At 46.0% G+C, this 12,038-nt stretch carries 13 protein-coding genes; 5 read left to right on the top strand and 8 right to left on the bottom strand.

Going from position 1 to position 12,038, the window contains the following annotated elements; all coding sequences use genetic code 11:
- Positions 1-36 precede the first annotated feature (36 nt).
- The 4 genes from cysD to cysC all read left to right on the top strand — a co-directional run bounded on the left by cysD (position 37) and on the right by cysC (position 5,013).
- The gene (cysD, locus tag J8Z23_RS01515) at positions 37-945 is read left to right on the top strand and encodes a sulfate adenylyltransferase subunit CysD (RefSeq protein ID WP_005379592.1); all 909 of its coding nucleotides are present in this window, start codon (positions 37-39) and stop codon (positions 943-945) included.
- 18 nt (positions 946-963) lie between these two features.
- A complete protein-coding gene (cysN, locus tag J8Z23_RS01520; RefSeq protein ID WP_046874053.1) occupies positions 964-2,394 on the top strand; it encodes a sulfate adenylyltransferase subunit CysN in 1,431 nt (476 codons plus the stop codon).
- Between the two features lie 252 nt (positions 2,395-2,646).
- Positions 2,647-4,371, top strand: a complete 1,725-nt coding sequence (locus J8Z23_RS01525) for an SLC13 family permease (RefSeq protein WP_005392351.1) — start codon at positions 2,647-2,649, stop codon at positions 4,369-4,371.
- A gap of 24 nt (positions 4,372-4,395) precedes the next feature.
- A complete protein-coding gene (cysC, locus tag J8Z23_RS01530) occupies positions 4,396-5,013 on the top strand; it encodes an adenylyl-sulfate kinase (RefSeq protein ID WP_139060150.1) in 618 nt (205 codons plus the stop codon).
- Between the two features lie 89 nt (positions 5,014-5,102).
- On the opposite strand, the gene J8Z23_RS01535 is transcribed toward cysC, so the two are convergent.
- The 7 genes from J8Z23_RS01535 to J8Z23_RS01565 form a co-directional block, all read right to left on the bottom strand.
- Entirely contained in the window at positions 5,103-6,008 is a 906-nt protein-coding gene (locus J8Z23_RS01535) for a TIGR03899 family protein (protein ID WP_206946797.1), read from the bottom strand.
- 322 nt (positions 6,009-6,330) lie between these two features.
- Entirely contained in the window at positions 6,331-6,825 is a 495-nt protein-coding gene (locus J8Z23_RS01540; RefSeq protein ID WP_012841166.1) for a DUF3299 domain-containing protein, read from the bottom strand.
- A gap of 4 nt (positions 6,826-6,829) precedes the next feature.
- Entirely contained in the window at positions 6,830-8,089 is a 1,260-nt protein-coding gene (locus J8Z23_RS01545) for an ABC transporter permease (RefSeq protein WP_434634615.1), read from the bottom strand.
- Complete coding sequence (locus J8Z23_RS01550; protein ID WP_301659498.1) at positions 8,086-8,814, bottom strand: ABC transporter ATP-binding protein; 729 nt, start codon at positions 8,812-8,814, stop codon at positions 8,086-8,088. The genes J8Z23_RS01545 and J8Z23_RS01550 overlap by 4 nt, the downstream gene beginning before the upstream one ends.
- Before the next feature lie 52 nt (positions 8,815-8,866).
- Positions 8,867-9,532 carry a zinc uptake protein ZrgA gene (zrgA, locus tag J8Z23_RS01555; protein WP_134647699.1) on the bottom strand — a complete coding sequence of 222 codons (666 nt, stop codon included), beginning with the start codon at positions 9,530-9,532 and terminating at the stop codon, positions 8,867-8,869.
- Between the two features lie 134 nt (positions 9,533-9,666).
- Entirely contained in the window at positions 9,667-9,966 is a 300-nt protein-coding gene (locus J8Z23_RS01560) for a DUF2607 family protein (RefSeq protein ID WP_005392338.1), read from the bottom strand.
- Between the two features lie 236 nt (positions 9,967-10,202).
- Positions 10,203-10,754, bottom strand: coding sequence for a YtfJ family protein (locus tag J8Z23_RS01565; protein WP_005392336.1), 552 nt, complete (start codon positions 10,752-10,754; stop codon positions 10,203-10,205).
- 214 nt (positions 10,755-10,968) lie between these two features.
- Here J8Z23_RS01565 and J8Z23_RS01570 point away from each other — a divergent pair, with 214 nt between their 5' ends.
- A complete protein-coding gene (locus tag J8Z23_RS01570) occupies positions 10,969-11,169 on the top strand; it encodes a DUF1107 domain-containing protein (RefSeq protein ID WP_012841164.1) in 201 nt (66 codons plus the stop codon).
- Between the two features lie 86 nt (positions 11,170-11,255).
- On the opposite strand, the gene msrA is transcribed toward J8Z23_RS01570, so the two are convergent.
- Positions 11,256-11,894, bottom strand: a complete 639-nt coding sequence (msrA, locus tag J8Z23_RS01575; protein WP_005392333.1) for a peptide-methionine (S)-S-oxide reductase MsrA — start codon at positions 11,892-11,894, stop codon at positions 11,256-11,258.
- Positions 11,895-12,038 lie beyond the last annotated feature (144 nt).

Consider the following 12,038-nt stretch of genomic DNA (forward strand, 5'->3'; position numbering starts at 1 on the left):
TAATGCGCCTTCAAGCTTAAAAAGGAAATACAAAACATGGACCAACAACGTTTAACTCACCTTAAACAACTCGAAGCGGAGAGTATCCATATTATCCGCGAAGTTGCGGCTGAGTTTGATAACCCAGTCATGATGTATTCGATTGGTAAAGACTCATCAGTGATGCTGCATCTAGCGCGTAAAGCGTTTTACCCGGGCAAAATTCCATTTCCACTTTTGCATGTCGATACCGACTGGAAATTCCGCGAGATGATTGAGTTTCGCGATCGCACCGCTGCCAAATACGGCTTTGAGCTTTTGGTGCATAAGAACCCAGAAGGTCTAGCAATGGGCTGCAGTCCGTTTGTTCATGGCTCGTCAAAGCATACGGACATCATGAAAACGCAAGGTCTTAAGCAGGCGCTAAACAAATATGGCTTCGATGCTGCTTTTGGTGGTGCTCGTCGTGATGAAGAAAAATCACGCGCAAAAGAGCGAGTGTATTCGTTCCGTGACAAGAACCATACCTGGGACCCTAAAAATCAACGTCCAGAGTTGTGGAAGACGTACAACGGTCAGGTCAATAAAGGGGAAAGCATTCGTGTATTCCCACTTTCGAACTGGACGGAGCTTGATATCTGGCAATACATCTATTTAGAAAACATCGAGATCGTACCGCTTTATCTCGCTGACAAACGTCCAGTTGTTGAACGCGACGGCATGCTAATCATGGTTGATGATGATCGTATGGAGCTTCAACCGGGTGAAGTGATCGAAGAGAAGAGTGTGCGTTTCCGTACTCTTGGTTGTTATCCATTAACTGGGGCTATCGAGTCTGAAGCGAACACTTTGACCGGCATTATCGAAGAGATGCTGGTGGCAACGTCGAGTGAGCGCCAAGGTCGAGCGATCGACCACGATCAGTCAGGATCGATGGAGCTTAAGAAACGTCAAGGTTACTTCTAAAGGATCTAAGGAAAGATAATGAACAGTGCAGTTGAAGCTCAATTAGCCGAGCTTGGTATCGAAGGCTATTTAACACAACACCAGTACAAGTCGTTACTTAGATTCTTGACTTGTGGCTCGGTAGATGACGGTAAAAGTACACTAATCGGTCGCTTACTCCATGACTCAAAACAAATTTATGAAGATCAGCTAGCGGCAGTACACTCAGACAGCCAACGTGTGGGCACCACGGGTGAAAAGCCTGACCTTGCGTTGTTGGTCGATGGCTTACAAGCTGAGCGCGAGCAGGGGATCACGATTGATGTGGCTTACCGCTATTTCTCGACGCAGAAACGTAAGTTCATCATCGCCGATACTCCTGGGCACGAGCAGTACACGCGTAATATGGCGACAGGCGCATCGACGTGTGACTTAGCGGTGATCTTAGTTGATGCACGTAAAGGCATTCTTGATCAAACTCGTCGTCACTCTTTTATTTCCAACCTACTGGGTTTGAAACACTTTGTTGTGGCGATCAACAAGATGGATTTAGTGGATTACTCGCAAGAGCGCTTTGAAGAAATCCGCGATGAGTATCTTAAGTTTTCTGAGAACCTAACCGGGGATATTGATATTCAAATCATCCCGATTTCGGCGCTTGAAGGTGACAATGTGGTGGATAAAGGGCAAAACCTAAGCTGGTTTAAAGGCCCGTCATTGCTTGAACTTCTTGAAACGGTCGATGTGGATCAAGAAAAAGGTGCGGGTGAGTTCCGCTTCCCTGTGCAATACGTTAACCGTCCTAACCTCGATTTCCGTGGTTTTGCGGGGACGATTTCTTCAGGTTCGATCAAAGTCGGTGATGCCATCAAAGCATTGCCATCGGGGAAAACGTCAACCGTGGCGCGCATTGTTACGTTTGATGGTGATATTGAGGAAGCTCGTGCTGGGTTGGCGGTCACTCTGACTTTAAGCGATGAGATCGATATTAGCCGTGGCGATTTGATTGTTCTAGACAATGCTCAAGTGGAAACCACAAACCACTTGCTTGCCGATGTGGTATGGATGACAGAGCAACCTCTGCAACCGGGCCGTGACTACGACATCAAAATCGCGGGTAAGAAAACTGTGGGCCATGTTGAAGCGATTCGTCACCAATATGATATCAACAACCTATCAACTCATAGTGCGGCAGAGCTGCCATTGAATGGTATTGGCTTGTGTGAATGGTCTCTCAATGAGTCAGTTGCGCTGGACAATTACCAAGATTGTGCTGATACCGGCGGCTTCATCATTATCGATCGTCTGACGAACGTGACGGTCGGTGCAGGCATGGTCAAAGAAAGCCTCGCGGTGGTTGAGCGCGATTTGACGGACATCTCTGCGTTTGAAGTTGAGCTGAATGCACTTGTGCGTAAACACTTCCCACACTGGGAAGCAAAAGACGTCAGCCAATTGCTGAAAAAGTAGTTGGCGCGCCCGAGCACGATAAGCTCTGATTCTGTCTGTTGTTGTGCTTGGGGCGTCGCTGCCTAACTGAGTTGCGAAATGCAGTTAGGTTATTCTCCTAATACCAGAATGCTTCGGTGAAGCCCAAGAAAACCGAGCATTCTGATGTTCTTTTCGCTTACGCTGATTTTGGTCTGTTTACTCGTTTGTCTGGTGTCTCACGGATAAATGAGCCGTTGTTGTGCCCTTTGGGCGATTTGGTAAGGAAAGGCTATGTGGGAACAAGGGTTTGTATTAGCGATTTTGCTTGGCATTATCACTTGTTTGCTTGTCACAAAAATTAAGCCTAGTTATGTCTTTGCGGGTGCCGCTTTTATTGCATTTATGGCGGGAATGATGGATTCAGCCACGATCGCATCCAACTTTACCAACTCTTCGTTATTGACTCTGGTTCTGTTGATTCTTGCATCGTGTGCTTTAGAAAAAACGTTACTAATCAGTTGGGTGAGCCGTAGTATTTCTGAAGGCCAGTTAGGCAGTGTGATCGCTAAGCTCGGTGTATCAACGGCCTTGCTCTCTTCATTCACGAATAATACCGCCGTGGTTGTCTCATTGATTGGGGCGATTAAGCGTAATCAGCAGCATGCACCTTCGAAATTACTTATCCCATTGTCTTACGCCGCCATTTTTGGTGGCACGTTAACTTTGATTGGTACGTCGACTAACTTAATCATCAACAGCTTTGTTGAAGATGCCGGTTTGCCGAGCCTGAGCTTTTTTACACCCACGATGATTGGCTTGGCGGTGTTGGTGGGAGGAATGCTGATTCTTATCCCGCTCAGTTACTTACTGCCGAACTACGATGATCAAAGCCAAGAAGATTTACCGTACTTTCTTGAGTCTCGCGTAGAGCCTGGTTCACCGTTAGTTGGGCGCACGGTCAGCGAGAATAATTTACGTGCGCTACGCAAACTGTTTCTTGCGGAGGTTGTACGAGATGGCGTGACGGTTTCCTCTGTAGGACCGGATTTTGTACTCAATGCGAAAGACCGTTTGTTGTTTTGTGGTGATGTTGAGAGCGTCGCGACCCTGCAAGAAATTCCGGGCCTCAAGCTTTTTGGTCAGCAGCACTTGAATGGGCAAAATTTTATTGAAGTTGTGGTGAGCTCATCCGCGACGTTTTGCTATAAAACACTTAAAGAGAGCCGATTCCGTGACCGCTTTGATGCCGTTGTTGTCGCTATTCGTCGTGGCCATGAGCGCCTAGAGGGCGGTTTGGGTAGCATTACCTTAGCGCCAGGTGACACGTTAGTTCTGGTTCCGGGGAAGCGTTTTGAATCGGAGCGCCGAGCTCATCGTAAAGAGTTTGTTTTAGTGCATGATTTGGACTCTAGCGCTCGGCTTGATACAAATAAATCCTCCATCGTGCTACTGGGCTTTGCTGCCGTAATTGGGTGTGCGCTATTAGAGCTAGTACCGATTATTAAAGGCCTTGCCGCGTATCTTATCGCACTTATCGCGTTTGGCATTGTACAGATTTCAGAACTGCGCCGCCGTTTCCCAATTGATATCGTTGTGATTGTCGGCTCTGCTTTGTCCATCGCTCAATTGATGATCTCTTCCGGCTTGTCAGAGAGAATGGGAGCGATGTTTATTGAAGCGTTCAATGGCTGGGGCGTGTTTGGAGCCTTGGTCGCAACTTACATCATGACATTAGTTCTTACTGAACTGGTGACGAATAATGCCGCGGCTGCGCTTTCTTTTCCTATTGGCTATAGCATGGCGGTCGGTTATGGCGTTGATCCGATGCCATTCATTATGGCGGTCTTGTTTGGCGCCAGTGCGAGCTTTATTTCTCCCTACGGTTATCAAACCAACTTACTGGTGTACAGCGTAGGAAATTATAAATTGACCGACTATGTGAGAATTGGTGTGCCGATTTCGATTGTGTACTCTGTATTAGTACTTACTTTGATTCCGGTCTTCTTCCCGTTTTAATTCCGATATTTACAAGGATACGTTATGACTGCCGAAACGACGGTAAAAGATGAAAATATTGTTTGGCACCAGCATTCGGTCGATAAACAGTTTCGTGCTGAATTAAAGAAGCAAAAACCTGCCGTATTGTGGTTTACTGGCTTATCTGGAGCGGGTAAATCAACCATAGCGGGGGCGTTGGAAAATCGCCTTGCAACATTGGGTTACCACACCTATTTATTGGATGGTGACAATGTGCGACATGGCCTGTGTAGCGATTTGGGCTTTTCTGAACAGGATCGTCGCGAGAACATTCGTCGTATTGGTGAACTGGCTAAACTGATGGCGGATGCAGGCTTAATTGTGTTGTCGGCGTTCATTTCACCGCATCGTGCAGAGCGACAGCTAGTGCGCGACTTATTGCCAGAAGGTGAGTTTATCGAAGTGTTCGTCAATGCATCTCTAGAAGTCTGCGAAGGTCGCGATCCTAAAGGTTTGTACCGCAAAGCACGTGCGGGAGAAATTCCTAACTTCACTGGTATTGATTCTGAATATCAAGCACCGAAGAATCCGGAAGTCGATTTACCAGCGGGCGAAAAAAGCGTCGATGAGCTGGTGGACTTGTGCTTGGAAGCGCTTAAGTCGCGTGCAGTGATCCGATAAATAAGCATTTGGATCATTGGTGACCTCAAGCTCTTTGATCGGCTTAAGAAGCATTTGGATCATGGGTGGTCAAATGCTTCTCAAACTGCCTACACGGTATGATGAACCGTACTTTTAGCGTCACTATGGACACTAAATCTATGATTTAAAAGCGCAAGCATTTGGTCGTAGTAGTCGGCATGTGGTTTGTTACCGAGCAAGGTACAGAGTTCATTGCCTGTTGGCGTGAAGCGGTAATATAAAAGACGGACGCCTTTGCTGTTCACGTTCAGCGACAAGTTTTTACCTTGGTAGGTGAGGATCAATGGCGTCTCGATACCAATTTCGCCAGATTCAAGCTCGGTACTATGCAGTAACCCTAGTTCAATCAACAGCAACAAACTTGAATAGGGCAACTGAAAACTTCCCATGTTTAAGCTGTTGGCGATGTCTCGTTTGCCGAAGCTAAATATTCCTCCTTGCGCTTTATAACCAATTAACAGCTTGCGACTGTGATCCCCTCCAAAACTGCACGCCAGAGAGGCGGCTCTTTGCAGAGTTTGCGCTTCTTTTGGTGACATATCTTTGAGGATTTTGAGCGCTTTCATAGACGTCGAGCCTGGGTTTGTCACTTCACGCTTCATCACTTGAGCCCATAACTTTTGCATCGCGTTGTTATGGATGTCTTGAGCCATTTCAAAAAAACGATACAACCAGTCTTGGTCGGGCTCTCCGGCAGTTTCATCTCGGCATGAACTGTGTGCTAGCTTTAGAATCTGCTCTAGGTTTTTTTGTCGCTGTTCTTGGCGTCTCTGTTCACGCAGTTGGGCTCTTTCAAGCGCGGATTTGGCTGGTGGATCGGTTTGTAGTAAGGCATCAAGACCGTGTATTTGGGCAATGGTTTTTACCTTGCTGGCACTGTCTTTGATGTAGCCCTGCTTCTTTTCTTGTTGCGTATTTTTTTGTGCGTTTGACTGATGTTCGATGACAACAGGTTGCTTTGTCGGTTCTGCCATTAATTTTCCTACCAAGAACTGCGCTGTTCGCTTGTTTAAATTTACACCTTATCTAACCAGGCGACCAGATAGGAGTTCTCAGTTTTTGAACGAATAGGGCTATCCAAAATGATAATGAGTTGTTAAAATTGTTATCGTTATTTTGGAGGGACAATGAAGTTCTCAGAAGCAGGTAAACTCAAAAAGCACCTGTCGATAGCGTTTCTTTTGGTTATTTATGTTGGCGTATTAGCGTATTTGTCTCGTTATATCGTGTAACACAGAACTAAAAAAGGCGCCGATGTGACGCCTTAGGTGTACCGATGCATGTCAACGACTTAAACTACATATCGTCGTAGGCTTCTATTTTCGATCCCTCAATAACGTAAGCCGTTTCAGCCAGCTCGTGGCTTATCGTCTCGGTTTTCAACTCCCCAACCACATATATGACATCCCACAGTTCTTGAACGGGTGCGCCTTTGGGAAACTTCACGTAAATGATTTGGTTTGGTGGAGGTGGTGGAACGTGGATACAAGCTCCAAAGTATGGCACCAACAAAAACTCGGTGACGGTATTCGCGTCACCTTCAAGCGGGATGACAAAGCCTGGGATTTTAACTTGGCTTCCATTTAGCTCTGGTCGAACGTTACCAATTTTAGACTGTTGCGCTGCGCCGCCACTGTGATCAGAAGCTGGCATGCCCACGCTGTCGAACAGTTTGCGTTCTTTCTCAGGTACTAGATCAATCCAGTCGAGCGTTAATGGCTCCTCGCTTGCGAGTACTGGTGCTATAAATGAGACGATCAGCAAGCAACTTGCGAGTATTTTTCTCCACATTTTATTAAATCCTTATTGTCATTCCGTCACTTAGTGACTGTCGGTAGGCGCGAAAAGCCGGGATGAAACCAATTACAATTCCAGCGCATTGTACGAAACCTAATAGCATCCATTCATAGGGCGATAAGAGGCTTAAAGTCAGATGTATTCCATAATGTTGTTGAATGATGGGTTGCACGATGGCGAGAATGGCATACAGCCCTGCCACTCCGGTCACAATTCCGGCAGCAGTAAGTAGACTGGCTTCGCTGATCAACAATGAGAAAACATGACGAGGTCTTGCCCCCATAGCGCGCAAAATCGCCATTTCACGGCGGCGCTCCTTTAAGCTGGTTAATAAGCTGCTTAGCATGCCGAGTAATCCTGCAATCACCACAAAGCCAGACACTGCCATTAAGGCTTGCTCGGCAACAGACATCATTCCCCACAATTCATGCAACGCAACCCCGGGCATAATCGCGCTAAGCGGTTCTTTGGGATAAGTGTTGATTTGCCTTTGTAGGGCGAAAGTCTGAATACGAGATTTCAAACCGACCAGCATCGCGGTAATTTGCTTGGGCTGAAAGTCTCTGTTTTTGAGGTCTTGTGCCTTGGGTGTTGGGCCTAAACGTGCACCGCTTTCCCATCCGACGTGAATAGCTTCGATAGCTTCTAGCGAGACATGAACGGTTTTGTCGACTGGCGTGCCTGTGGGCGCAAGAATCCCGACAACTTTGAATGGTAGGTTGTCATGTCGGCTAAAGCCTACATCACTAATGCCGTGGGCAATGATGATTTCACTACCGACGTGATACCCCAGCTGTTTTGCGACATCAGAACCGAGCACTGTTTCAAATAAGCCATTGAATTCTCGGCCTTCTGAAAATGTTAGTGGTTGCTTACTTCCGAATTTATAGTGTTCAAAATAGCTGTGGTTGGTTCCCATTACTCGGAATCCTTTGTGCGAGTCGCCAAGTGAGATTGGAATCGCCCAATCTACTGCTCGATGATTGGCAAACTCTTGGTAGCTCTTCCAGTCAATGTTGTTGGTGGCATTGCCAATGCGAAACACAGAGTAGAGCAGCAAGTTCACTTGTCCAGAACGGCCACCAATGATGAGGTCGGTGCCTGAAATTGTATTGGCGAAGCTATTTTTTGCCTGAGTACGAATGCGTTCTACTCCTAAAAGGAGTATGACCGAAATCGCGACTGTCATGATGGTTAATATTGCCGTCGCCTTACGATTGATTAAGCTCTTCCACGCGAGCTTTGCAACAGCGCTCATGATGCGGCTCCTAGGTTAGATGCTTGGTTAATATCTGGTAGGTTAAGTGTGCGGTCAAATAAGGGCTCAAGCGTTGGATCGTGACTGACGAAGATCAGCGTAGCATTGGCTTGATTCGTTTGCTCCATCAGGAGTTCAATAAACGCTTTACGGTTATCATGGTCTAAAGCGGAGGTTGGCTCGTCAGCAATCACTAACCCTGGATACCCAATGAGTGCTCGTGCAGCCGCAACACGTTGTTGTTGGCCAATGCTCAGTTCCGATACAGGACGCGCATGAAGCTCGCTGGGTAGGTGGAGCCTTTCAAGCAGAGCTTGAGCTTGCTCTTCTAACGTTTGAGATGACGTTCTTGAATGAGCGCGGCCACGTCGTGTTTGACTGAATTGGCAAGGCAGTAGTACGTTTTCAAGTACGTTTAAATAAGGCAATAAATTGAACTGCTGAAAGATATAGCCAATGTGATTGGCGCGAAATTTGTCTCTTTGACTTGCACTTAAACTAACAAGGTCAGTATTCAGTACGGATAGAGAGCCTGATGTTAACGTGTTGATGCCAGTTAGTAGGGCAAGCAGCGTAGATTTACCGCATCCACTGGGACCTTTGATAAATACGTGCTCACCTTGGGCAATATGTAACTGTGGAATATGAATGGTTGCGTGTGTTGAACCGGGCCAGACAAACTGGGCATTATTTAGCTCAACAACGTTTGACATGATTTCAGTCATACTAAATCACCAAAGCATTGGCGTGTAAGTGTGTACTTACACGCCACTCGTGTTATTTGATTACGATTTGGGAGTTATCTTTGCTCAGTTTGATGGCTGATTGCATGGTGTCAGTGAATATATTGACGTTGATTGACTCAGTCGTTGGAAATTGATTAAACCAGTCGGTTTGAATGTGACTGAGTTGGTTAACTTGGTCACAGCTGAAGCGATATTGCACCGAAAACTCACCATGTCCGCCATTTTCATGCTCCTCATGGTGAGCATCGTGACCGTCATGGTGCTCATGTTCATCATGATGTTCATTGTGGTGATCATGGTGTTCGTGCCCTTCATGATCGTGATTTGCATGGTCATCATGGTCGTGTTCGCTATGATCATGGTCTTCATGAGGGGTGCTGAGGTTATGGTTTACGTAAGCTTCTTCAATATCACAATTGGCTTGCGCGTTAATAGCAAACAGTGTGTTGCTGTCTTCTAGGGTGGCAATGGCTTGTTTAAGTGCTTGCTCTTGCTGTTCATTTTCTGGAGCATGCTCGAAACCGACCACATCGGCTCCGGGAGCAGTAATCTCCACTAACAGATCCTTTCCATCTTGGGCGATATTAAATTCGACGTGACCATGCACATGAGCACCGTGCTGGCGGTATTCGTCCGCATTTGCTGCTGTCGATAAAGAGAGACCAATGACAAGCGCTAAAACATGTTTCGATGACATTTTGTGTTTCCTAATTTTGCTGGCACTAACCCGAGCAATACCGGATCAGATTTGTATTTACTAAGGTGCGATTCGCTGACACGTTAGGTGCAGGAATACGCACAAATTATGTTGAGTGTGGAATAGTTTGGAAATTAAGCAAAATAAGGCGGGGCACGAGCTGCACCACGAATGTCTTCACTATTAACAAGGCGCTGAAAGACATCATGGTATTGGATGCGCGTAAATGTTGGCGTCGATAGGGTCGGTTGAGCTTTGGCTATGCCGTGCTGAACCCCAGAAAATAGCTGGCAATGATGGTGTGTGTGGTGTTCGGGAGTCAGATCAACTTGATGAAGGATTACCGCAAAGTTCCAAGCGATCAGCAACGCGACACTGAAAAATAAAACAGTGCGATGCCAATGCTTCCGTATCTTTTGCTGGTGGTGGTACATCTGAGCTCCTCTTACCGACTGTTATAATATAACACCCATAATGAGTAAAAGTTCACTCTTTTGTTGGCTAGTGGGAAAATTTACGTCAACACATGCGATGTCGCCGAATCTGAGACAGTCTCCTTGGTGGAATCACTGAGCGTTAAACTAGGGGCAACAGAAATCTCAAGCTTTAAGTTTGGTCGCATGGCTCCTTATACTGCGTACTACGGATATTAAGGAGCCAAGCAACGAGACTAGATGTTCTGTTTAATTAGCTCGATCACCTTTGCAATTTCATCTTGCTCAAGTGCGCCTTCTTTTACAAACAGCACTTTGCCTGTTTTGTCTTGAACAATAATGGCAGAGCTTTCTTCTTTAAGATCCCAAGTGTTGGCGACTACGCCATTTTCATCCAGAACCATAGATGACCAAGGAAACTCTTTTTTGCTGTCTTGGGCTGAAGATTTCACGAACGAACCTGTCCCCCAGATCGCATCATCTTGGTTAATGATCGTAGTTGTTTGGTAGCTTTCTTGCGGGAATTGCGCGGCGGTTATTGCTGACATCAAAGGGGCGTTCATTTCTTTTGAACTGCTACGACCTGCGATTGCTTGAATAACACGAACCTTACCCTGCATATGCTGGGTTGCCCATGGTTGGTATGCCACGCCCTCACCTTGCAAAACAATCTCGCCATAAGCCGCGACCTTGGCAGAAGGAACGGTCTCACCGACAGATAGGTTGTGTGCAAACGCAAAGCTTGGCGTTATAGCCAATAGTAAAGGTAGGAGAGTCTTAGTTTTCATATTGTTATATTCCGTACGAGTTGGAAGTTTTCCAGTATATATCCAGATCTAGGAAATTTGTAGAACTGTTGATAACATTTATTTAACGTATGGGGTGGTGTAATATTGCGTTATATTTAGAATTTGCTAAAATGAACCTCGTCGCAGATTGCGCATAAAGATTGCAGAGGATAAATAAGCAATCCGTGTTTTCTCAAAGGAATTGAGGTGAGTTATGCTACGTGAGTTTGCTGTATACCGACCATTACAAGTGGCACGTTTCGTTAAAACGTTGTTCAAAGGTCAATTCTTTATTGCTGGGGTTGGATGTTTTCAGTTCGACAATGGCAAAGTTTTGCTCCCTGACGTCAACGATCAGAAAAGACTCACCATCTTTAAAGAAGTCAACCAAGTGATTGCTTCGTTGTCTGTTTAAGCGCCCGTTGGCTTGAATTTAGTTTTCGATTTCAAAAAAGAGCGACCGAATAGGTCGCTCTTTTTGGTTTCAGTTAGTCCTAGGAACTAACTTTGTAAGCTGGGTGGAAAGCAAACACCTGTACCACCGATACCGCAGTAACCGTCAGGGTTTTTAGCCAGGTATTGCTGGTGGTAAGTTTCGGCAAAATAATACGGGCCCGCTGGCTGTATCTCAGTGGTGATGTTCGCGCGTAGTTCCTCTTGCAGTGCTTGTTGATACAAGAGCTTCGATTTTTCTGCGCTCTCTTGCTGCTTCGCGGAATAAGTGTAAATAGCCGAACGGTATTGTGTGCCCAAATCGTTACCTTGACGCATCCCCTGGGTTGGGTCATGTTTCTCCCAAAAAACGGCCAGTAGTTTTTCTAAGGAAATCACGCGTTCATCGAAGACGACTCGTACTACCTCTGTATGGCCTGTTTTACCCGTACACACCTCTTCATAAGTAGGATTGGGTGTATATCCACCGGCGTAGCCAACCGAAGTGGAGATAACCCCATCCAGTTGCCAAAATACGCGCTCAGCCCCCCAAAAGCAGCCCATTCCCAGCAGAATTTGTTGTTGATGCGGCTCCAATGGTGCCTTTAAGTTAGATTTATTTACAAAATGATGATCTTCAACCTGCATCGGTTGATCTCTACCTGGCAAGGCATCTTCTATACTGATCAATGTTTGTTTGTTGAGCATGGTATTTGTCCTTCAATACGTGTCTTAAATTTGCGAACTTTTTCATTTCGTCTGTATCTGATGCTGTGATGACATAGACCGCGTTAAACCTATTAATATTACAGACTTAGACTTTAATTGGCGTTATCATTATTTACGTTTACT

This window comes from Vibrio sp. SCSIO 43086 (assembly GCF_051132235.1).
GTDB classification, from domain to species: Bacteria; Pseudomonadota; Gammaproteobacteria; order Enterobacterales; family Vibrionaceae; genus Vibrio; species Vibrio diabolicus.